This is a genomic window from Deltaproteobacteria bacterium, from assembly GCA_016178705.1.
Lineage (GTDB): Bacteria > Desulfobacterota > Binatia > HRBIN30 > JACQVA1 > JACOST01.
Genome location: JACOST010000009.1, coordinates 299,988 through 323,125, shown reverse-complemented (window position 1 = coordinate 323,125; position 23,138 = coordinate 299,988). Strand labels below are relative to the sequence as shown.

The window sequence follows — 23,138 nt, the reverse complement described above, 5'->3', positions numbered from 1 at the left end:
GCGGATCACGCCGGCCGATCCCACCGACGGCACCTTCAATGGCGCCGTGGTTGGGGTTGCGGAGACGACCCGTGATGACGAGGCGCGCGCCGCGGTGAACATTCACACCGAAGGCGACCGGTTCACCGGGACCGATGGTGGGGCCTTCGATCAGATCGTGCTCCCGGAGCAGTTCTAAGGCATGGCGTCGCGGAGCGGAGAAAAGGCAATGGCTGGGTTCTCCCTGACGGCTGAAAGGAGAGGGGCAATGCGTACGGTGAAGCGGAATCCTTTTCTCGCGGGGGTGGTCACCCTCCTCGCAGGGGTGCTGCTGGTGGCGAGCGGCGCGGTGGCGCAAGACGCGGTAGTCGGGTCAGACAAGGCAGCCGCGCTGCTGGTGTTCCCCAAGCTGATTGTGAACAATGCCAACGGCGACAATATCGATACCGAGATCCAGATCAGCAACTCGTCGCCGCATCAGATTGCGGCGCGGTGCTTTCTGGTGAATGCGAACTCGCATTGTTCCAATGCGGGAGCGACGGGAGGCGGCTTCACAGCGCCGCTCGTCTGCGACACCAACGACGACTGCAACTTCGAGACCGCTGTAGTCGGCGGCCGCTGCATTCCAGGGTGGACCGAGACCGACTTCCGTTTCCACCTCACCGCTCATCAGCCGATTGTGTGGCTGCTCAGTGAGGGCATGTCCAACTTCCCGTTGGACGGCTTGGAGAAGGTCGGTCCGATCGACAACGATCCCAATCTGCCGGCGAACCTGCGCGGGCAGGCGGCGTTCAACTTCAACAGCCGGATTCCACCCGCGCCCGAAGTTCCGTTCAAGGGCGAGTTGAAGTGCGTGCAGGTCGATTTGGTGAGCGAGCAGCCGTCGCAGGGTACCGACTCGGACAACAACTTTCACGGCGATCTCGAGGGTCAGGCGACGATTGATAATACGGGTTCCGATGACGCCGAGTCGTACAATGCCATCGGCATCCAGGCGGTGCAGGATTCCAACGACGGTAACGACACGCTCTGTCTCGGTGCCGGCAGCAACGCGGCTTGTCCTGGCCCAGAGTATGCGGCCTGCCCTGGGGTGCTGATCCTGAATCATTTCTTTGACGACGCCGATGAGCCGGTGCGTGGCGACAACGTGCGCACCACGCTGACATTGGTGCCGTGCTCGGAGAACTTCGGGCTACAGAATACCGGGTCTGCCTCTACGACCGTGCAGTTCCTGGTGTACAACGAGTTCGAACAGCGCTTCTCGACGAGCAAGAAGGTGACCTGTTACCTGAGCATCCCGCTGTCGGACATCGACTCGCAGGAAGGTTCCACCGGCGACGATCGCTCGATCTTCAACGTGGCGGTGGCCGGCACGCTGACGGGGCAGACCCGCATCCGCGCGGTCGACGGCACCGACCGCACCCGTGGTGATGGGCTGTTGGCGATTGCCGAAGAAGTGCATGACGATGACCATTCGGCGGCCTTCAACGTCGACTACCAGGGCAGTCGTGCCCGCCAAGACGTTGTGCAGCTCTCGGGCATTGAGTGCACGCCTGAGAATCCCTGTCCGTAATCGATTAGAGTCTTCGTAGACGAAGAGCCGGGCGAGCAATCGTCCGGCTCTTTTTTTGCGCGATGCGGTTGAGGTGGACGCTGGCGGCGCGCTTGGCTACGATCCGCTCCCGATGAACTGGGAACGACTCACCCCCCTGCGAATCGCGTTGCTGCTCGGCGTTCTAGTGACCGCGCTGCGCATCAGCAGTTGCCGGTACTTGGAGTTAGTGGACGTACGCGCCGTCGACTACCGGTTGATCCAGCGCGGCATCCAGCCCGGCTCGCCCGACATCGTCATCGTGGCGGTGGATGATGCCAGTCTCGAAGCGATCGGACGATGGCCCTGGCCGCGGTCGATACAGGCACAGCTGGTCGAGCGGATCGCCGACACTGGAGCCGCGGTCATCGGCTTCGATATCGTGCAATCCGAGCGGACCGCGAACGTCGCGAGCGCACAGCTGCCGGCGCACGTCGACGGCGTGGACGCGAAGGCGCTGGACGCGATTCGGGCAGTGTTGCGGAAAGGATCGAGCGATGATGCTGCGTTCGCGGAGGCCATCGCGAAGTCCGCGCGGTCGGTTGTCGGCTACTTTCTCGACTTCAACCGGCCCGGTGCGGCGGCGGGGGATCAGGTATCGGGCTACAACCTCGTCCATGGAAGCAAGCAGGGACGCGGTGAGGCGCGCGTGCACCAGGCCAAGACCGCGACGATGAATATACCCGAGATTCAATCCGCGGCGCGCGAGCGGGGTTACTTCAACTTCATTCCCGACGATCTCGACGGCTACTACCGACGGGTACCCCTGGTGTTGCGTTTGGGCGACGACATGGTCGTTCCGCTCTCGCTGGCGATGCTGCGTGTGGTGCGGCCGCAAGAATCGCTGTCGATTCGATTTGCGGACTTCGGCGTCGAGGCGATTGATCTCGGAGCGGTGTCGATTCCGGTGGCGGAAGATGGGCAGTTGCTCATCAACTATCGCGGTCCGGGCAAAACCTTCCGTCACGTCTCAGCCGCCGATGTGCTCGCCGGACGAGTACCTCCCGATGTGTTGAAGGACAAGCTGGTGCTCGTCGGCGTGACCGCGACTGCGGTCGCCGACGTCCGCGCGACCCCGTTCGACGGAGTATTTCCGGGAGTCGAAATTCACGCCAACGTGCTCGACAACATTCTCCGCCAGGACTTCATTCAGCAGCCGAAGTGGATCGTGCTGGTGGAGATCGCGGTGATTGCATTGCTCGTGCTGATTCTTGGACTGGTGTTGCAGCACGCACGCGGTGTGTTGGGCGCGGCCACCGCCGCGACGCTGATCGTGGCGTATCTGGCGGGCAGTCAATGGCTATTCGTGCACTACGGGATGCCGCTCAGTCTAGTGTACCCGTTGCTGGCGATCGGCTTGTGCCACGGTAGCATCAGCCTCCAGCACTACATCGTCGAGGAGCGCAACAAGCGCAAGATCCGCAACGCGTTCGAATTGTATCTCACCCCGGCGGTCGCGCGCGTCGTCAGCGAGCGGCCGGAAATGTTGGCGCTCGGCGGCGACACCCGCGAACTCACCGTGCTGTTCTCGGACATCCGCGGCTTCACCACGATTTCCGAGAAATTCCAGGGCGACCCGCACACGCTGGTGGCGTTGCTTAACGACTTCCTTGGTGGCATGACGGATGTTATTTTTGCCTGTGACGGAACGCTGGACAAATACGTGGGCGATGAGATCATGGCCTTCTGGGGGGCGCCGCTGCCGCAAGCCGATCACGCGGCGCGTGCGTGTCGCGGCGCGCTGGGGATGATGGCTCGCCTGGCGCAGTTGAACGAGGAGTTCCATCAGCGCGGCTGGCCGTCGCTCGACATCGGCATCGGGCTCAACAGCGGCCCGATGGTGGTCGGCAACATGGGCTCGGCGCGGCGCCTGAGCTACACGCTGGTGGGCGACAACGTGAACCTTGGCGCTCGCCTCGAGGGCCTCAACAAACTCTACGGCAGCCACATCATCGCCAGCGAGTCGACAGTGACCGAGAGTCCCGACTTCGTTTTCCGCGAGCTCGATCTGGTTCGCGTGAAGGGCAAGTATCAAGGCGTGCGCATCTTCGAGGTGCTGGGTCCGGGCGACGAGCGACCACGTTGGGCGTCGCTGGTGACGCGCTTCGAGTCCGGCCTGCAGGCCTACCGCACGCGTCAATGGGACGAAGCGATCACTACCTTCGGTGCGATATTGGAGGAGAACCCCAACGATGGCCCCGCGCGCTTGTACCTCGGGCGGGTGCGCGGGATGTTGGATGCACCGCCACCGCTCGACTGGGATGGCGTCACAGTAATGGAGACGAAGTGAAGGGGACGCCGGCGCTGCGGGTGCGGTTTTGGGGCGTGCGCGGCAGCTATCCGACCCCGGGACCGGCGACGGCGCGCATCGGCGGAAACTCATCGTGCGTCGAGGTCACGAGTGCGAAGCACACGCTCGCATTCGATGCCGGCACCGGCATCATCGGCTTGGGGCGCGAACTGATGCACCGGAACGGTGATCCGACGGTGTACGTCTTCCTGAGCCATCTCCACCACGATCACATCGAAGGCTTGCGCTATTTCGCGCCGGCCTACAACCCGCGTTGGACCTGCCACATCTATGGTGCCGGCGGGGGTGCTCAGGCGTTGCAACGCTTACTGGCGCGCACCATGACACCGCGCCTATTTCCGGTGTCGCTGTCGCAGCTCCCCGCTAATCTCGCGATCAACAATCTCGACAAGCAGGAACGCATTCGATTGAACGGTTCGCCGGCCACGGTGATCACCGCCCGCTACAGCAACGCGCATCCGAAGGTCGGAGTGACGCTCTACCGCGTGACCTGCGGTGGGCGTTCAGTGGTCTACGCCACCGATGTCGAGGCCCCGCTGGGCGGTCACGACGACGTCGTGGCCTTCGCTCGCGGCGCCGACGTATTGATTCACGACGCGCAATACACCGACGCCGAGTACCACGGCACGCCGAGCAACAAGGCGGGCTGGGGTCACAGTACGGTGCGCATGGCGGCCGAAGCCGCGCGCGCCGCCAAGGTCGGTGAGCTGATCCTCTACCACCACGATCCCGAACACGACGACGCCGAGGTGCGTCGCCTGGAGAAACTGGCGCGCACGATCTTTCCGCGCACCCGGGCGGCATCTGAAGGCCTCGAGTTGCACCTGGCGCCGCGCTGAGGCCCGGCATCCGCACCTACGCGCGAGACATCTGCGCGCCGAAGAAGTGTTTCGGTTCGACGCGGAGCGCGGCATCGTGCGGACACGCGTAGACGCAACTCGGTTCGTCAAGGCCGAGGCAGAGGTCGCAGGTGAGCGCCTTCTTATCCAGGACGACGCGCTGCTGTCCCGGGTGTTCCGGATCGTCTTCGTGGACCAACATCTTGTGGCCCGCGCGCTGGGGATCGTCGCGCAGCGCGGGGAACTCGTGCATGTTGATGTTTCCGTACGGACACTGATTGGCGCACTTGCCGCACCCGATGCACCAGTCTTCGATGATCACTTCCAAACTGTTGCGCCGGCGGATCGACCCCACCGGGCAGCCGATCATGCATAGCGGATCAGCACACTGTCGACACGACGTGGCGACCAGGAATTTGTCGTAACGCAGCCCCTCGCGCACTAACCGGGTCACGCCGTCGTGTGCCGCCGCGCACGCGCGCACGCACTCGTCGCAGCGCGTACACTTGTCGAGATCGAGCAGCAGCACGTTCTGCGCGTCCATCAAGCCCTGCGCGAGGAAGTCGCCCAGCGGTACCGTCGGCGCGCGCTCCTCCAATAGGTGCCCCGCCTGTACCCTGGCGGCGGCCTCGGCTTCGAGTTTCGCTTTGATCTCGGGAAAACGGCCGACCATCAAATCGAAATCGGCTTTGTTGATCTGCACCAGCTCGACGTGATCGAGCGCGACGCACGTCGCGTTGCGGGTACCGCCGACGAGCAGCCCCATCTCGCCGAAGTACTCGCCGTGTCCGAGGTAGCCGAGCACCAACTCGCCACCGGGGAAGTGCTGCGAGACTTTCACGAAGCCGAGCCGGATCAAGTAGAGACTGTCGGCCACATCGCCTTGCTGGCAGATCACGTCGCCGGGCTCGCAGGTGCGCAGCTCGACGTGGGCGCGCAGGTGGTCGATGAAGTCGGCGGTCAGATCGGCGAACACCGGCACGCTGCGCAGATGGGTGTCGAGCGCGCGCGTGCGGTAGGTCGTGTCGAGGCGTTGCTTGAAAATCTTCGAGCGCTTCTGCAGCAGGTCCTGCAATACCGAACGCAGCAACTCGAGGACTTCACAATCAGTGGTGGCCCGCACCGTCGCCGATCGCGGGTAGTACGACAGGCAGGTCATCTCACCGAACAATTCGCCGGCGCCCAGTTCGGCCACCGGATGGTCGTAGTCGAGATGAATCGCGGCGCCGACCGCAATCGATCGGCGCACACGCTCCTCGACGCGCTGATCGGCACTGGCCGCAACCAAGCCGGTGGTGAAGGTGCGCACGAGCCCGAAGATGCCGCGGCCGCGACCCTCGCGCTTGTCGCTCTTCGCGTGTGCCATGCGCGCTTCGAGGTACACCTCGGCCGTGCCGTTGACGATGTAGAACGCCGTCGAACCGTAGTCACCCTCGCGGCAGATGATGTCGCCGGCAGCAAAGCGGCGGCGCCAGACCGGTGGCTGCGCTTCGTAGCGCTCCAAATGCTTCGCGATCACGTCGCGCGGGATGTCGGCGAAGATGTCGTACTGCAGCAGGTCATCGACGCTGAGCAGCTCCGCGGCCGACGGCAGCCCCCCCGCCGCCGCGGTTGGCGCCACCGTTTCGATCGGCGGCGTCTCGTAGACGCGCAGTTGAATGATCTGACGACACACCCGACAGGGCACGTCGCGAATGACCGGGAACGAGGTGTAGAACTCGCGGATGTGGTGCAACATCTCCGCGCGCGTCGCTTCGCAGCACGGCTCCAGCGCTGGCTCCGTCACGTTACGGCACCTCCGGGTTGCGGTTGAACTTCAGATACGGCAGTCGCACGCCGCGAACGAAAACTTGATCGGCGCGCAACGCCGCCGGCGCCTCGAAGCCGCGCGCGCCGCCGGCAGCCACCACGTCGTCTTGCTCGACGCCATCGCCGCTGATGCCGAGTCCGCCGATCAGTTGGCCGTTGCGATAGAGCGGCACGCTGCCGGCGAAGAAGACGATGCCGTCTTGATTCGGATTCGGTGGCTGCTGGCCTTGCGTGCACGGATGATTGACGTCGAACTGATAGAGCGAAAAGAATGGACCTTCCTCGGGCGGCGCTTGCTGGTCGATGCCGGGTGGGTAGAGCGGCTGGCTTCCAAAATTGATTGTGCGATTGGTTACGGCCGTGCCGATTGGGACGCCGGGCAGTTCATCGACGCCGCGCGTTGGTCCGCTGAAGTAGACGACATTGCGCGCCTTGGCGACGGCGACATCGATGCTGAACACCGTGCTGTCGCTCATACGGTAGAGGCCGAGGATGTTGCCGTCGAGGTCGCCCACTGCGAGCACCATCCTCGCGGTGCTGCCGATCGGCAAGCGAATTGCCGCACGCGTGTTGTTCGCGGTGTTGATCCCCTGCTCGACGATGGTCCGCACTTGGTCGGCGCTCAGTTCCGCGCTTCCGGTTGGTCCGGCGAGCCAGCCATCAGGTACCGTCCCGCCAGCAGTGGGATCGACGATCCACGTACCGTCGCTGCCCCCCTGGTGAGTACCGGCTGGTTGCGTCGCTTGCTGTACGAACGGCAGCGCGACGCCGTCGATGAAGATCACGCCGGGACTGGCAGGGTGCGGTCCAAACGCCGGACCCGCTAGGCTCCCCTGAAAGGCGGCGAACTCGGCGAGCGCCGCATCGACCCCAGCCACGCCGACGCCACCAACGACTTGTCCATCCTTGAAGATCGGCACACCGCCAGGACTCACCGCAGTGCTGACGGAGTCAGATAGGTTGGCCTTACCGGTGATGATGCCGAGTCCAGTAGAACCGTCGAGGGAGGTGGATGGGGGCACGGCTTGGCCGGGCAGAAAGTCGACCTGCATGTTGCAACCGCGGTTGGTGCCTTCGATTCCGTACAAGGCGGCATTCGGTGTGTTTGGAATTCCCGGTGGAAAATGGATCCCGCTGATGAAGCGTACGGTGCGGGATGACAGCGGCGCTTGGTTGTTGCTGAAAAATGCGCCGGTGCGCGCTAACGACACGGCGAGGTTGTTGGTATCGACAGGGCGGCTGAAATTGCCGATGCTCGTTGTCGGCGCATCGGGCTTCCGGAAGATCCCCAGCACGCTGCCGGATCGATCGGTTACCGCAATTGCCATGGTCGTGACATCGAGCGAGCGCGCCGCGCGTTCAACGATCGCGCGCACGTCGTCGGCGGTTAGCACGGCGGTGCTGGCGCTGCCGCCGGCGGGTTGCGAACTACCACCGCCGCCGCAGCCGAGCCACAGCGCGGCACCGGAGATCAATGTCAGCCAACGGACTGCTGTGCCGCGCGCGCTCACCGTGTCCCTCGTTCGAGAATTAGGATGCTCATAGCGGAATGTGGTATCAGCCGGCAAACCGTTGCGGTTGGACGGCGCTGGCGACTCAGGGGGAGGCAAGTTGGCGCGAGAGGGAGCTTGGAGGAGAGCATTGACGGTCGCGATATTGTTGATCGCGATGTCGCTCGTGTTCTCATCCTCCGCGTTCGCGCAAGGTCTGCGGCGCCCCGAGGTTGACGAGAACGAACCGGAGGCGTCGCCGACGCCGCGGGCAGAACGCGCGGTGTCGCAGCCAACGCCCGCGCTGATCCCGCTCGAACCGCCCGCGGGCTTCGCCGGCCGTGCGCCGCGCGAGATTCCTGCAGAGCCCGCCGTGCCCATCCAAGACCGCTGGCGCATCGGCTCTCCCGACTATCAGCGCTATCCCGGCCAGGCCGGCGAGTATCCGTACACCCGCGGACACTGGTGGGACCCCTACAATCAGAACCTGCTCAAGGGCGACTATCCGGTCGTCGGACAGCATACGTTCATGTCGCTGAGCCTGATCAGCGACACCCTCATCGAAGGGCGGCGCGTGCCGGTGCCGAGCAACGTCAGCTCCTCTAGTCCAGGCAGCTACACGTTCTTCGGTCGCGGCGATCAACTGTTCATCGATCAGAACTTCCCGGTCTCGATCGAAGTCTTCCACGGCGACGCCGGCTTCAAGCCGCGCGATTGGGAGTTGCGGGTGACCCCCGTGTTCAATGTCAACTACCTCGACGCGGCGGAGAACGGGCTGGTCAATATCGACGTGCGCGACGGCACCACGCGCACTGATACGCACGTCGGCTTCCAGGAACTGTTCGGAGATCTGCACCTCGCCGACGTCAGCCCCGACTACGATTTCGTCTCGCTGCGCGCCGGCATCCAAGGCTTCACCAGCGACTTTCGCGGCTTCATCTTCTCCGACAGCGAGCCCGGCGTCCGCTTGTTCGGCAACCTCGAATCGAATCGCGATCAGTGGAACCTCGCCTACTTCTACAATCTCGAGAAGGACACCAACAGCGGCCTCAACACGATCTTCAATCGTCGCGATCAACAGATCGTGGTGGCGAACGCGTTTCGCCAAGACTGCTTCTGGGACGGCTACACCAGCGAACTGAGCGCGTTGTGGGATCACGACGAGGCGAGCTTCCATTTGGACACCAACGGCTTCCTCGCGCGCCCGGCGCCGATCGGCATCTTCCAGCCGCACGAGATCAACGCGGTGTACCTCGGTTGGCTTGGCGACGGACATATCGGTTGGCTCAATGTTACCCACGCGTTCTACCAAGTCGTCGGCCGCGATGATCGCAATCCGCTCGCCGGCCGCGGCGTCGATCTCAATGCGCAGATGGCCGCGTTGGAGTTGTCGGTCGATCGCGATTGGCTGCGCTTCAAGGGATCGTTCCTGTGGGCGTCGGGCGACGGTGATCCGCGAGACGGCACCGCGCGCGGGTTCGACGCGGTGATGACCAATCCCACCTTCGCCGGTGGCGGGTTCAGTTTCTGGGATCGTCAGTCGATCCCACTCACCGGCACCGGCGTGCAACTAGTCAACCGGCTCAGTCCGTTCCCCAGCTTGCGCACGAGCGAGATTGAAGGCCAGGCGAACTTCGTCAACCCAGGAGTGTTTCTCTACAACCTCGGCGTCGAGGCGCGGCTCACGCCCAAGCTGCGCGCGGAAATGAATCTCAACTATCTGCAGTTCGAACACACGCAGCCGCTGCAGCTCATCTTGTTTCAGAGCACCATCGGCCACCAGATCGGCTGGGACCCGAACGTCGGCATCCAATACCGGCCGTTGTTGACCGACAACGTCATCTTTACCGCCGGCGCCGCCGCGTTGCTGCCCGGCAACGGTCTCAATCAAATCTACACTGCGCAGGCGCTGTACTCCGTCTTCGGCGCGCTGACGCTGACCTATTGAGGGGGGATCGTGGCTCGTGTTCGTGGCTCGTGCTCGTGGGTTGGATTGGCGTTCGCGCTGCTGGTGTGGAGCGCTCCCGTCGTGGCGTTGGAACGCCCGACGGAAGAGGAACCAGCGGTTGCCGAACCGATTCCGAGTTCCGACACGAACACGAGCCACGAATACGAATCACGACTTTCAAAGCAGTCGCAAGCCGAGGCCGATCGCAAGAGTGTGGGATGCATCTCCTGCCACACCGACTCCGATGCGCGCACGATGCACACGGCGCGGACCGTCGTGCTGGGCTGCGTCGATTGCCACGGCGGGGACTCTGCCATTCAACTTTCGCAGGGCGCGGCCGTCGGCTCGGCGGAGTACGATCAAGCCAAGGGTGCGGCGCACGTGGCCCCGCGCTTTCCCGAGCGCTGGCCGTCGGCGGCGAATCCGCAGCGTTCATACGCGTTGTTGAATCAAGAGCGGCCCGAGTTCGTACGGTTCGTCAATCCCGGCGATCTGCGCGCGGCGCCGCAGACCTGCGGGGTGAAGGGCTGCCATCCCGACGAGGTGGCGCGCGCCGGCAGCAGCATGATGACGCACGGTGCGATGTTGTGGGGCGCGGCGCTGTACAACAACGGCGCCTTCCCGCTCAAATCGTATCGCTTCGGCGAGAGCTACTCACCGAACGGCGAGCCGCAACGGTTGCAGTCGAGCGAAGGCAAGGGCGCGCTGCCGTTCCTCAGTCCGCTACCGCGCTTCGAGATCAGTCAGCCGGGAAACATCCTGCGTGTCTTCGAGCGCGGTGGACGCCGACCGCTCGAAGTGGGCAACCCGACCACCGACGAGCCGCCGGGTGCGCCTGAGCGACGCCTCAGCGCGCGCGGCTACGGCACGCTCAACCGCACCGATCCGGTCTTTCTCAATTTGCAGAAGACGCGCTTGCTCGATCCGATGTCGTCGTTCCTCGGCACCAACGATCACCCCGGCGACTACCGTTCGAGCGGCTGCACCGCCTGTCACGTGGTCTACGCCAACGATCGCGATCCGACGCATTCGGCAGCGTACGCGCAGTTCGGCCATGCAGGTCACTCGGCGACCAGCGATCCGACGATTGCGAAGAACGAGTCCGGCCATCCCATTCGACACGTGCTGACGCGATCGATTCCCACGAGTCAGTGCATCGTGTGCCACGTGCATCCCGGCACGACGGTGACGAACACGTACCTCGGCTACACGTGGTGGGACAACGAGACCGATGGCAAGCTGATGTATCCGCCCGAGCCTCCCGCGTTGAGTTCGAGAGAAGAGTCGCAGCGCCTGCAAGCGAATCCTGAGGCGGCGAACCTGCGCGGTCGGTGGGGCGATCCGGACTTCCTCGATGATGTCGCCGCCCTCAATCCGCAATTGCAGCGCACGCAGTTCGGTGACTTCAACGGCCACGGCTGGGTGTTCCGGAAGGTCTTCAAGAAAGATCGACACGGCACCTTGCTCGATGCCGGCGGCAACGCGGTCGCTGCCGATGATCCCGATCGCTTCCGCAAAGCGGTTCACCTGCAAGACATTCATCTCGAAAAGGGTATGCACTGCATCGACTGCCACTTCGACGGCGACGTGCACGGCAACGGTGCGCTCTACGGCGAAACACGCGCGGCGGTTGAGATAACCTGCATCGATTGCCACGGGACGATTCGCGAGCGCGCGGCGCTGACGACCTCCGGCCCAGCGGCGCAGAGCGGCGGGCGCGATCTGAGCGCGTTGAAGACACCCTTTGGCCAGCGCCGCTTCCAGTGGCGCGGTGACTCGCTCATCCAGCGCTCGATGGTCAGCGAAGGCGTCGAGTGGGAAGTCGTGCAAGTGCGCGACACCATCGATCCAACTTCCGCATGGGCGGCCGCGCATCCGCAACAGAGCGAACGGTCGCGCGTGGCGAAGACGATGCGGCGAGACGGCGTCACTTGGGGCGCACCGGTAGCCGACGCCGAGTTGGCGCACGCGGACAGGCAGATCGCTTGTTTCACGTGCCACTCGTCGTGGATGGCGAGCTGCTTCGGATGCCATCTGCCGATGCGCGCGAACCAACGCCGCGAGATGTTGCACAACGAGGGCGAGACTACGCGCAATTGGACGTCGTACGACTTCCAAACGATTCGCGACGACGTCTACATGCTCGGCATCGACGGTGCTGCCACCGGGCATCGGGTCGCGCCCGTGCGCTCCGCGTGCGCGGTGTTGGTCGGTTCACAGAACCAGAATCGCGAGTGGGTCTACTCGCAGCAGCAGACCGTCTCGGCCGAGGGATTCAGCGGCCACGCGTTCAGCCCGCACGTTCCACACACGGTGCGCGCCACCGAAACGAAGACGTGTACCGACTGCCACGTCTCGGCCGCGGGCGACAACAACGCGATCATGGCGCAGTTGCTGCTGCAGGGCAGTAATTTCGTCAACTTCCTGGGCCGCTACGTCTACGTCGCGCAAGGCAAAGAGGGGCTCGATGCGGTGGTGGTGAGCGAGCGTGACGAACCGCAAGCGGTCATCGGCAGCGATCTGCATCGCCTCGCGTATCCGGCGCACTATCGCGATCACGAAGCCCGGGGTCGCGTGCTCGCCGAAGCGTACGAGCATCCCGGCAACGACGTTCTCAATCTGCTCGGCTGGCAGGGGCGCGACGAAGTGCTCAGCTTGCAATTGCGTGGCGAGTATCTCTACACCGCCAACGGCACCGGCGGCCTGCGCGTGTACGACGTCGCGAACATCGACAACAAAGGATTCTCCGAACGCATCGTCACCGCACCCGTGTCGCCGCTGGGCCAGCGATTGTATGTGCGCACGAAGTACGCGACCGCCGTGGCTGCGCCGGCGACCGTGGCGGTTGATCCCGCTCGCGCGCGCAATCCCGACAATCAGGAGCAGCCAATCCATCCACTCTACGCCTATCTCTACGTCGCCGATCGCGAGGAGGGGCTGATCCTGGTGAACGCCGCCACGCTGCTCGACGGCAATCCCGACAACAACTTCCTTGAACGCGCGGTCACCTTCAATCCAGACAATGCCCTGCGCGGCGCCGTCAACGTCACGATCGCCGGTACGTATGCGTATGTTCTGTGCGATCGCGGCGTCGTGGTCGTGAGCATCGACGATCCGTTACAGCCGCGGATCGTGGCGACCGTCGGCGCGCCGGCGATCATGAAGCCACGCGCCTTGGCGGTGCAGTTCCGCTACGCGTTCGTGACCGATGCCGAAGGCATGAAGGTGCTCGACGTGACCCACCCCGAGTCGCCGCGAGTCGTCGACGGCGCGGTTGTTCCGCTCGCTGACGCGCGCGGCATCTACGTCGGGCGCACCTACGCCTACGTTGCTGCGGGACATGACGGCCTGGTGATCATCGACGTCGAGCGCCCGGAGCATCCCGTCATCGCGACCCGTTACGACGGCGGCGGTGCGATCAACGACGCGCGCGACGTGAAGATCGGCATGACCAACGTGAGTCTGTTCGCCTACGTCGCCGACGGCCGCAACGGATTGCGGGTGCTCCAGCTCACGTCACCAGAGACCACGCCGGGCAACTACGGCTTCAGCCCGCTACCATCGCCGCGACTGATCGCGAACTATCCCACGCGCGGCCCCGCGCTGGCGTTGTCGAAAGGCACCGACCGCGACCGCGCCGTCGACGAGAGCGGCAACCAGATCGCCGTCTTCAATCGCCTCGGTGCCCGTCCATTCAATCGCGAAGAGATGCAGCGCATGTATCTGCGCAACGGCGAGCTGTACACGGTGACCGATACGCCGCCAGGTCCACCGACGCGCGAGTCGACATCGTCACGCACGGATGTGGAGGCACGACACGGTCTGTTGCGGCCCGAGAGCGAGTAGAGCTTGTAACGGGCAGGCGCGGCTTTGCACAAGAAGGTCGAAGGGCGCGACCTGCAGCCGACGCGGCAAATGAATTTGCGCGCTATGAGGAGCGCCAAGTCGCCCTCCGGCGACTCCCGACCCCGCCCGAAGGCATCGGTGGTGTCGGGGCGAGGGGCCTGCGCAGGCAGGCTTGGTGCCTTTTGTAGCGCGCGGTTTCAACCGCTGCGCGGAGGTGGCGAAGCGCGGCTGCTGGCCTTCTTGTACGACGCCGGTGAGTGCCTACCGGCGCTACTTGAGCAACGCCGCCACCGCTTGCTGATCCTTGGTGAACTGCTCCTTCTTGAAGGTCTCCGGCTTCATTGGGTCGCCGGCATCGTCGAAGAGTTTTCCGATTGCGGCGTTGATCTCCTTCTTGTTCGCCGGATCGGCGCTGGCGTAGGCGCGATAGAGAACATCGAGCGCGAAAGCCGTCTGCGCGGCGGCGTTCGCGCCGATACTGGAGACGCCTTCGCTGTCACCCGCAATCGCGATGAGTAGCGACTTGGTCGCGTCTTTATCGAATTCTTTCTTGCTGAGCTGCTGCGCGAGTTGTGCGAGCGGGCTGGCGGCGCCCTTCGCGGCGCTGGCGGCCTTGCCTTTGTCTTTGATCGCTCCGTCGAGTCCCGCGGGATTGGGGGAGACGCGATTCAGCACGGCGTAGTGCGCCCAGGCTTGCCGCCAACTGTTCTCGATGAGATTGGCGGGTGCGCCGTCGCTGCTCCGCTTCGCGAGCTGAACGAGCGCTTCGCGCAACTCGATCGCTTGCCCGGTCGCCCACGCGCGGGGGCCGAAGAAGCCGACTTCGCGGCCCTTGTCGTACGGCGCCGGCCAATGCTTGGGCATCGATAGGCTGTACTCTTCCAGTTCGAATACCGGCTGCGGATGTCCTGCGGTCACCAGCGCGTGATCGATCGCGAGATGACACGACACGCACTTTTCCGCTCGCTTCACCAAATCGAGCATGTCGGACATGCCGCTGTCGATCGACTTGGCGTGGCTCCAGTTGGCTTCCTTTGGTTTGGCGTGCGGCTCCAACCACTTCTCGGCGGCGCCGTGACAGCTCTCGCAGCCAACCCCGTCGGCGACGTCGAACTTCGGGCCACGTTGCGCCGCAGGCGCATTGTCAGCGTGACAGGTGAGGCACTTGTCACTCTTGTCGGCGCTGTCGATCTTCAGGGCCTTGGCCATCTTGCCGGGCGAGAATCCCGACTTGAGCCGCTCGTTGGTGAGGTTGGTGAACGCCTTCGCGTGATGATCCTTGGTCGACCAAGTCGTGGACGTGTTGTCGGCGTCGCCCTGCTTCTGCGCTGGCTGCGCCGCACCGTGGCAGTTGCTTGCACTGCACGAACCGACGCCGGTGTACTTGCTGGTGTCGGCTGCCCATACGCTCGGCGCGGCGAGGACGATGGCTAGCGCTACAATCTCCCACGAACGACGCATCATGCTCGGCCTCCTCGACAGGTTGTGCGAATCAGGTTGACGCGGCCTCTCGTACCATATTAGTGCTGAGCGCGGCGAGAGGGGGCAGGGTGCTGCGTGCTAATTGATGCGAGTCACAAGAAGTGGCTCGGCGCGAGTGTCGGTCTGGCGATCGTGGCGGGCGTTGCGTACGTGCCCTACGCCCGCTGGTCGCTGAATGGTCCGAGCGGGGGGAGCTGGCCTGGTCTCGCCTACGGCGTCGCCGGAACGGGCTTGATGATCTATGCGGCGCTCCTCGGCGCTCGCAAGAAAGTTCCGACCTGGCGAGTCGGCCGCGCGCAAACCTGGCTCAAAGGACACATTTGGCTGGGACTGCTGAGTGCCGTGCTGATCCTGCTGCACGCGCGCTTCGCATTAGGGGGCGCGCTCACCACCGTGATGATGCTGTTGTTCGGCACCATCGTCGCGAGCGGCATCTTCGGCGTGGTGCTGCAACAGATCCTGCCGCGCACGATGACCTCGCAAGCCCCGCTCGAAACCATCTTCGAACAGATCGATCACGTCTCCACGCAACTGCGGGCCGAGGCCGACCACTTGATAGCGATCGCCTGTGGCGAAGAAGCCCGGGAACGCAAGCACGCGCCCGAGCCGGCGATCGAGGGCAGCGACCGGCTGAAGGAGTTGTATCACCGTGACGTGCGGCCATTACTCGGAAAAGAGACGGCACGGCGGCGAGCGTGGGTGAGCGCGAAACAGCGCGCTGCCCTGTTCACGCAGTGGCGCACGCTCTTGCCGGCGGCGGCGCACGACATCGTTGGTGAGTTGGAAGCGCTCTGCGAAGAACACCGTCAACTCGAAGTCCAGCGCCGATTGCACCATTGGCTACACGGCTGGCTGTTCGTCCACGTCCCGCTGTCGATCGCCCTGCTCGTGCTCACCCTGGCGCACGCGGTGATCGCGCTGAGGTACTAGTCGTGACTCGTGTTCGTGACTCGTGCTCGGCTGCCTACTGCCTACCGCCCTCTGCCTACTGATCCGCCATGGCACGCCCGCGCACAACCAAGGATCTCGCCAAACGCATCGAGCTGGACTACTACCGCCGGCCCGATCGCTGGCGGCGCTGGCGTCGTACCGCATCGCTGGGTGCGGCGGGCCTCGCCGCGCTGTGGCTGGCGAGTGCCTGGCTGCGCGGCGATCAAAGGATATACAACAGCGGCCCGTTGTCGGTGCGCCACGCCGTCTTCGGCGCGCAGTGCGAGGCCTGCCATGTGAAGCCGGAGGGGAGTCGCTTCTTCCTGCGCACCACCGACAAGGCCTGTCTCGCGTGTCATGACGGACCGACGCACCACGACAGTCAGGTCTTCACGCCCGAATGCGTGAGCTGTCACGTCGAGCACAAGGGCCACGATGTGCTCGCTGACCTGAGCGACGAGCATTGCACGCGGTGTCACGACGACCTTGTCGTCAAACGAGGGGATCTGCACATCGAGGCGCGGGTGAGCAACTTCGCGGTGGTTCATCCCGAGTTTGCGATGCTGCGCACTGGGGCGCGAGATAGTGCGCAGATCAAGCTCAATCACGAGGTACATCTGAAGGCCGGGCTGCGCGGTCCCAACGGGCCGGTGCAGATGGAGTGCGGCGACTGTCATCGAGCGGCTAGCGCTCGCGCCACCTGGCCGTACGGCAAACCCGACACGTCGGCCAGCGCGCCGTTACCCTACGTGCGTGGGGCGTACATGAATCGGATCGCCTACGCCGATCAGTGTGTCGGCTGCCACCCGCTGGGATTCGATGAGCGGACAACGCAAGCCGTGCCGCACGACAAGCCCGAGGTCGTGCGCGCGTTCCTGCGGCTCTTCTATCTCGACTATGCCGCCGCGCACCCGGACGACTTGCACGGCGAGCCCGAGGACAACGGCGGTCTGCGCCGCGGCCGCGATGATGATGAGACGCCGGGCGCGCCACCGGAACAATGGATCGCGACCCAGATCGAGGCGGGGGAGACGCTGCTCTATCGCACCAAGAGCAAGGGGTGCCAGTACTGTCACGTGATGGAAGACGGCAGCGATGCGGGCGGGTTGCCGCGCGTCGCAGCGACCGGCATCCCCCAACGCTGGTTTGCCCATGCAAGTTTCGACCACCGCACGCATCGCGAGCTACGCTGCGTCGCCTGTCACGAGAAGACCGCCACGAGTCGCGACACCGCTGATGTGCTGCTGCCCCGGATCAACACCTGCCGCAAGTGCCACGAGGCGGGGGGCGCGCGTGTGAGTTGCGTCGAGTGCCATCGCTACCACGACAAGACGCGCGAACGCGATCCGAACGGACCGCTCACGATCGAGCAGCTCGTGCGCGCGCAGCCGTAACGGCCTGTTGAAAGGGATGTAGGGTGGGCATCGCCCACCGTCCGATCGATTCCGGTCGATTGGATGGTGGGCAGTGCCCACCCTACGGATTCAACTCGGCAATGAGTCCGTCATACCGGCGAAAGCCGGTATCCAGGCGGAGCATGGGGCGTCGTCTTGGATTTCGCCGGTATGACGAGAGGGATGTCTCCATCTTCCGTGCAAAGCCGAACGCCCAACGTTGCTTTCCCGCCGACGCGCCCGTATAGCAACCGCCAATCATGAGCGTGGCGTCGGTTGTCAAGAGTGCTGCGAAGCTCGCAGTCACCGTCGGAATTTTTGTGGCAATCTTCGTCGAGATCGGCGGTGGCTATCGCCCGGTACCCGTCGTTGAGATCGATCGGCCCGGGACGTTTGAAGCCGCCAACCCACAGTACCCGGGTATCGTCGGGCGCATCACGGCACGACTGACGGGCCGCACGCTGCCACCGGCGCGCGTGACGGTCAGCCTCGCCGACGTATGCGACGCCAGCGCCGATCGCACGGTGTTCGTGCGCATCGCGGGTGTCGCGCAGCCGTTCAAAGCGCTGCGGCACTGCACGGACGGCCGCTTGGCGCGCGTTTTCGTTCTGCGCGACGGTGAGTTCGTCGTGGTACCGCTCGTCGATGCGGGCGACAGCGCGTACTTCAGCATCCAAGGCTTTCAGTTGGTGCCGATCGATCTCGTCGATCTCTGGCACGCCGTGCGCGCGCTCGACATGGCGGTGTTCCTGCCCTGGTTCGCGCTCGCCATTGTCGTCAAGCTCGCCGGCATCTTCGCCAACGTCTGGCGCTGGCAGATCTTGCTGCAAGGGCAGGGCATCCAACTCAGCTTCGGCTACCTCAACCGCACGTACTTCATCGGCCGCTACTTCGGCATCGTGACGCCGTCGACGATGGGCCTCGATGGTTGGCGCCTCTACGACACGATCCGTGTCACGCGCAAACCGATCGAGTGTACGACGGCGCTGGCGGTGGAGCGCGTGATCGGCTTGGTCGCGCTGTTCGTCGTGATCCTGCTGTTCATGCCGTTCGCCGCCGCGGTGACGCACGGCCAATCATTGGGAGAATTGATCGGCGCGATGAAGATCCCGTTCGCCGGCGCGATCGTGTTTGCGCTCTTGGTGTTGCTGCAGCCAACCTGGTTTCGCGGCCTGCTGAATCTGGTGCCGTCGGCGCGCGCGCGCCGCTTTCTCTCCGGCGTCATCGACGCCGCGACGGCGTATGCGACGCGCCGCCGCTATCTCGTCGCGGCGTTGGCGCTCGCGGTGTTCGGGCAGGTGACGACCACGCTGATGTACTTCTGCAACGCGCTGGCGATCCGCACCGGCAACGTCAAGCCGCTCGAAGTGCTCTTCGCCAGCGCGGTGATGACGCTCGGCACCTTCGTCCTGCCATCCGCGTCCGGGGAAGGCGTGCGCGAAGTCGTGTTCGTCTGGTTGCTGGGATCGAAGGCGGGTGCGGTGAAGGCCTTCTTGATTGGACACCTCGGCTTCTGGATCGAAAAGGTTCCGCTGTCGATTCCCGGCGGTGTCTGGCTGCTGCTGCGACGCGAGCCAGTGAAAGCGGTGACGCGCGCGGACCTCGAACGACTCAAGGCCGAGACCACATAGATAGAGCCCCTCGATACGCCGCCCCTCGGTACGAAGCCTTTGGCTTCTACTCGGTACGGCTACTCGGGGAAGCGGTTCCTACGCGAATCATTTCAAAATCCGTTTGCCCGAGTAGTTCGCGGAGCGAACGTATCGAGGGCCGTCCTGGCAGGGACTACCGCGCCGACTCCTCGTCCCACCGCGTCGGCCGGCTGGCGAGATCGCCGAAGCCGCAGCGCTGACAGAGCGGGAGAAACAAGTCGCGGCGCACGCCCTTCCACTCCATCTCGGCCAACGTTGGTGATATCGGCGCATCGGTGCGCAAGGTGGCGAGCGTCTTGTACAGCCGGGCATCGTCGCGATGCTCTGCCAACGTCGCCGCCAAGCGAGCGGCCCGCCGGAGCGGCACGCGCCACTCGCGCGCGTCGAGCGGGATCGCGTCGATCGTGCGATACACGGACAGCACGGCTGCGGTGGACTTCATGCCCCAACCCTGAATGCCGGGGATGCCATCGGCGCTGTCGCCGACGAGTGCGAGCAGATCGGGGATCGATGACGGCTCCACGCCGAACTTCGCGCGTACGGCGGAGTCGTCATACCGCTTTTGGCGGACGCGATCGTAGGTTACGACGTGTTGCCCGACGACGCATTGCATCAGGTCCTTGTCGGGAGACAGGATGACGACTTGCTCGACCGCGTCGGCAAAGCGTGCCGCCGCGGTGGCCAGCGCGTCGTCGGCTTCGAACTCGATCATCGGCCAGACGACGACGCCGAGCGCGCGCAGCGCGTCTTCCGCAAACGGGAACTGCGCCCACAGATCAGGCGGGATCCCGTCGCCGCGCTTGTAGCCGGCGAAGAGCTGATTGCGGAACGATTCGATCACGTGGTCGGTGGCTGCGCCGATCTGGGTGACATCCGGTTCGCGCAGCAACGCGAGTGTCGAGCCGATCAGGCCACGAATCGCGCCGACTTCGCGACCATCGGGTGCGGTCTCCGACGGCATCGCGAAGTAGGCGCGGAATAATTCGAACGTGGCGTCGAGGAGATGAAGGGTGGACATCAGTAGGCAGAGGGCAGTGGGCAGTAGGCAGTAAGAGAAACCACGGACCAGAAACTACGAACCTGGGACCCGAAATACAACCCAGCTTGACAGCCTGGTGATCGATCTGGGAGACAAGCGGCACAATGCAGTGTCGACAGTGCCGCGCGGAGAATGACGACGGCCTCCGCTTCTGCGAGTCGTGCGGCACGAAGCTGGCCCACGTGTGTGCGAGCTGTGGTCACGAGCTGAAGCCGGAGGCGCGCTTCTGCGGCGGCTGCGGGGCGGCGGCGACGGCGTCCGGTGCAGGGGCGACGCATGCGTCGCCCTCCGCTGCGCGAAGTGGTGCGGGTGATGACGGACGGGCGAGGCAGGTCCCTTCGCCCCTAGCAACCAACAACCTAACAACTAACAACCTCTCCCGATCGCCCCGGCATCGACTGGCGGCAGTCGACTGGCTGCTGCTCGGCACGCTGCTGCCCGTCTGCATGTTCGGCGTCGTCATGACCGTGGTCCACGGCGTCCGCGGCGACTTCGTGATCGCCCCGTTCTATGCGTCGTCGGCGCCAGACGCGCAGTCGTATCCGGTGGTGAGACGAGTTCTGTCGTCGCCGAGTGCGGAGGCGAGCCCGCTCGCAGTGGGCGACCGTCTGCTGCGCCTGGACGGAAGCGACCTGCGCGGCGTGTCGTTCGCCGGATTGATACTGCGCTGGTCGCAAGCGGCGCAGGCCAGTGCACGCTCGCTGCTGCTGACGATCGAACGCGACAGCACGCGCTCCGACGTCCGCGTGCTTCTCGTTCCCGGGTATAGCACGTCGCTGAGTCGTTGGTGGACGCCGCTCCCGTTCACCGTCGGCATCGCTGGCACCGCGCTGCTGCTGCTCCTGCGCGCCACCCACCGGCACCTCGCGCGACGTTGGTACGTGTCGAGCCTGCTTCTGGCGTTCTGCTTCACGCCCTACTTTTTGGCCCCGGTCGCACCCCGGGCCGGAATAACACTTTTCGTGCTGGTTATCCCGCTGGCCTGCGGGCTCACACTCTGGAACCTCAACGAGTTCCTCCCGGGCCTCCGGCTGTGGGGTCGCGGACAGCGAGCGGTGGCCTGGGCACTCGCGCTCCTGCTCTCGGCGTCAACCGCGGCCGCTCTTTGGTTGCCGGATGGGGGACCGGCAGCGATATTCAAGGGGAAGGGTGGGCTCATACAGACTGCCTTCATCATCGCCTTCCTCGTGGCGATCACGCGCGTGTACCAACGCGCGGACCCGCTCGGGCGCCGGCAGATCAAGTGGGTGATCTACGGCTTCTACGTGGGACTGCTGCCGTTGAGCCTCGCCTTCGCCCTCGTTCCATTGGGCGTCGCCCTCGAGGGGGTCAGCGTGCTCTTTGCTGTTGCAACGATTGCCTTGGTGGCGTGCCCGCTCGGTATCCTTCTCGCAATTGCCTTCTACCAGTTCCTCGACATCGACCGGCTGTTCAGTGCGACGCTCTCGTACAGCGTGCTGGCGATCCTCGGCCTGGCCCTCGTGCTCGGCGTGATGCCGACCGCCTCGCAGGCCGCCAGCGACGCCCTCGGACTCGCCCCGGCCTACGGGCAGATGCTCTTCGCGTTCGCCCTCGCGGCGATCGTCGTGCCGGCGCACCGAGTCGTGCGGCCGCGCATCGACCGACTTCTCTTCCCGCAGCGCGTCGCCCTCGAACAGGGCTTCGAGCACCTGCTCATGGCGATTTCGGGCTGCGCCGACATGCAGGAGCTGACGCGCGTGGTGGGCGAGCGCCTCGATGCGCTGCTCGAGCCGGCGGCCGCTGTCGTCTACGCCCGGGCTGGTGACGTGTTCACGCCGCTGGCGGTGCGCGGGCGCACGGCGCCGCCCGCCTTCGCCGCGCAGAGCACGCTGATCACGACGCTCCAAGAGCGCACAACGCCGTTGGCCGCCGAGCGCTGGACGGCGCGCCGGTCGACCTCCCTCACGCCCTTCGAGCGCGCCGCGATCGAGACCCTCGAGGTCGCGGTGTTGGTGCCGTTTCGCCGCGGCGCTGATCTCATCGCCTTTGTGTGTCTCGGACCGAAGCGCTCCGGCGACATCTACACGCCGACCGACCTCGCCTGGCTCGGCGCCGCCGCGGGCAAGGTCTCCGACCGCCTGCTCGCGCTCGACGCCACCGCCGTGGCGGAGCAGGCGCGTGCCATGCAGGCGGCGCTGCGCCGCTACGTGCCCGGGGCGGTCGCCGCGCGCCTGGCCAGCGGCCAGGACATCGAGGCCGGCGAGCGCGAGGTGACGGTACTGTTCGTGGACATCCGCGGCTATACGGGCTTCTCCGAAGCGCGTCAGGCGGAGGAGATCTTCCACACCGTCAACCGCTACACCGAGATGGTGTCGCAGGTGGTACGGGCGCGCGGTGGCAGCGTCGTCGAGTTCCACGGCGACGGGCTGCTGGCGGTCTTCGGCGCTCCCGATGAGATGGCGATGAAAGAGCGCGCCGCGGTGCAGGTCGGCTGCGAGATCATCGCAGGGATCGCAGCGATGGCCGCGCTGGGCGCGAGCAGTCAGCCGCCGCTCTCGGTGGGTGTAGGCATCGGCACCGGGCCGGCGTTTGTCGGCAACATCCAGTCGTCGGATCGGTTCATCTGGACGGTGATCGGCGACACCGTCAATCTCGCCGCGCGCCTGCAGAGCATGACGCGCGAGCTCAATGCTGCCGTCGCCATTGACGACACAACGTATCGCCGCGCCGGCCGGGAGGTGTGCGTCAAGTTCGTGCGCCACGCGGAACTCGCCATTCGCGGCCGTGCGCAGATCGAGACGGTGTACGCGTTGCCGCTGTGAACACATCGGGGCGGCATAGACAGTAGGCCCCGACCAGGAACCAGA

At 64.9% G+C, this 23,138-nt stretch carries 14 protein-coding genes; 10 read left to right on the top strand and 4 right to left on the bottom strand.

Annotation, left to right across the window (positions count from 1 at the left end; translation table 11 throughout):
* The 4 genes from HYR72_05675 to HYR72_05660 all read left to right on the top strand — a co-directional run.
* Positions 1-178, top strand: a 178-nt coding sequence (locus HYR72_05675; protein MBI1814446.1) for a hypothetical protein, incomplete at its 5' end; no start/stop codon positions are given.
* Between the two features lie 69 nt (positions 179-247).
* On the top strand, positions 248-1,552 hold the full coding sequence (locus tag HYR72_05670; protein ID MBI1814445.1) for a hypothetical protein: 1,305 nt from the start codon (positions 248-250) through the stop codon (positions 1,550-1,552).
* Between the two features lie 73 nt (positions 1,553-1,625).
* A complete protein-coding gene (locus HYR72_05665; protein ID MBI1814444.1) occupies positions 1,626-3,860 on the top strand; it encodes an adenylate/guanylate cyclase domain-containing protein in 2,235 nt (744 codons plus the stop codon).
* A complete protein-coding gene (locus HYR72_05660) occupies positions 3,857-4,720 on the top strand; it encodes an MBL fold metallo-hydrolase (GenBank protein MBI1814443.1) in 864 nt (287 codons plus the stop codon). Before HYR72_05665 ends, HYR72_05660 begins: the two co-directional genes overlap by 4 nt.
* Positions 4,721-4,736: 16 nt before the next feature.
* Here the strand turns inward: HYR72_05660 and HYR72_05655 are convergent, their stop codons facing one another.
* Positions 4,737-6,506, bottom strand: coding sequence for a cyclic nucleotide-binding domain-containing protein (locus HYR72_05655; protein MBI1814442.1), 1,770 nt, complete (start codon positions 6,504-6,506; stop codon positions 4,737-4,739).
* Position 6,507: 1 nt separating this feature from the next.
* Complete coding sequence (locus tag HYR72_05650) at positions 6,508-8,040, bottom strand: heme-binding protein (protein MBI1814441.1); 1,533 nt, start codon at positions 8,038-8,040, stop codon at positions 6,508-6,510.
* A gap of 130 nt (positions 8,041-8,170) precedes the next feature.
* On the opposite strand from HYR72_05650, the gene HYR72_05645 reads away from it, so the two are divergent.
* Together HYR72_05645 and HYR72_05640 are read left to right on the top strand one after the other, a co-directional pair.
* Positions 8,171-9,967, top strand: a complete 1,797-nt coding sequence (locus HYR72_05645; protein ID MBI1814440.1) for a hypothetical protein — start codon at positions 8,171-8,173, stop codon at positions 9,965-9,967.
* A 255-nt stretch (positions 9,968-10,222) separates the two neighbouring features.
* Positions 10,223-13,813, top strand: coding sequence for a hypothetical protein (locus HYR72_05640; GenBank protein ID MBI1814439.1), 3,591 nt, complete (start codon positions 10,223-10,225; stop codon positions 13,811-13,813).
* A gap of 270 nt (positions 13,814-14,083) precedes the next feature.
* On the opposite strand, the gene HYR72_05635 is transcribed toward HYR72_05640, so the two are convergent.
* Positions 14,084-15,277: a hypothetical protein gene (locus tag HYR72_05635; protein ID MBI1814438.1), complete on the bottom strand. Its 1,194-nt coding sequence runs from the start codon at positions 15,275-15,277 to the stop codon at positions 14,084-14,086.
* 93 nt (positions 15,278-15,370) lie between these two features.
* Here HYR72_05635 and HYR72_05630 point away from each other — a divergent pair, with 93 nt between their 5' ends.
* The 3 genes from HYR72_05630 (at position 15,371) to HYR72_05620 (ending at position 19,250) form a co-directional block, all read left to right on the top strand.
* A complete protein-coding gene (locus tag HYR72_05630; protein MBI1814437.1) occupies positions 15,371-16,225 on the top strand; it encodes a hypothetical protein in 855 nt (284 codons plus the stop codon).
* 68 nt (positions 16,226-16,293) lie between these two features.
* The gene (locus HYR72_05625; protein MBI1814436.1) at positions 16,294-17,619 is read left to right on the top strand and encodes a hypothetical protein; all 1,326 of its coding nucleotides are present in this window, start codon (positions 16,294-16,296) and stop codon (positions 17,617-17,619) included.
* Between the two features lie 260 nt (positions 17,620-17,879).
* Positions 17,880-19,250, top strand: a complete 1,371-nt coding sequence (locus HYR72_05620; GenBank protein ID MBI1814435.1) for a flippase-like domain-containing protein — start codon at positions 17,880-17,882, stop codon at positions 19,248-19,250.
* A 154-nt stretch (positions 19,251-19,404) separates the two neighbouring features.
* On the opposite strand, the gene HYR72_05615 is transcribed toward HYR72_05620, so the two are convergent.
* Positions 19,405-20,289 (bottom strand): flap endonuclease, encoded by an 885-nt coding sequence (locus HYR72_05615; protein ID MBI1814434.1) that lies wholly within the window; start codon positions 20,287-20,289, stop codon positions 19,405-19,407.
* Between the two features lie 125 nt (positions 20,290-20,414).
* Between HYR72_05615 and HYR72_05610 the strand changes: the two genes are divergently transcribed.
* Positions 20,415-23,093 (top strand): zinc ribbon domain-containing protein, encoded by a 2,679-nt coding sequence (locus HYR72_05610; GenBank protein ID MBI1814433.1) that lies wholly within the window; start codon positions 20,415-20,417, stop codon positions 23,091-23,093.
* Positions 23,094-23,138 lie beyond the last annotated feature (45 nt).

Excerpts from the sequence above, each read along its gene's own strand:
- HYR72_05670 (MBI1814445.1), top strand. The coding sequence starts at position 248 with ATGCGTACGGTGAAGCGGAATCCTTTTCTCGCGGGGGTGGTCACCCTC.
- HYR72_05640 (MBI1814439.1), top strand. The coding sequence starts at position 10,223 with ATGCACACGGCGCGGACCGTCGTGCTGGGCTGCGTCGATTGCCACGGC.
- HYR72_05610 (MBI1814433.1), top strand. The coding sequence starts at position 20,415 with ATGCAGTGTCGACAGTGCCGCGCGGAGAATGACGACGGCCTCCGCTTC.
- HYR72_05620 (MBI1814435.1), top strand. The coding sequence starts at position 17,880 with ATGAGCGTGGCGTCGGTTGTCAAGAGTGCTGCGAAGCTCGCAGTCACC.
- HYR72_05635 (MBI1814438.1), bottom strand. The coding sequence starts at position 15,277 with ATGATGCGTCGTTCGTGGGAGATTGTAGCGCTAGCCATCGTCCTCGCC.
- HYR72_05625 (MBI1814436.1), top strand. The coding sequence starts at position 16,294 with ATGGCACGCCCGCGCACAACCAAGGATCTCGCCAAACGCATCGAGCTG.
- HYR72_05615 (MBI1814434.1), bottom strand. The coding sequence starts at position 20,289 with ATGTCCACCCTTCATCTCCTCGACGCCACGTTCGAATTATTCCGCGCC.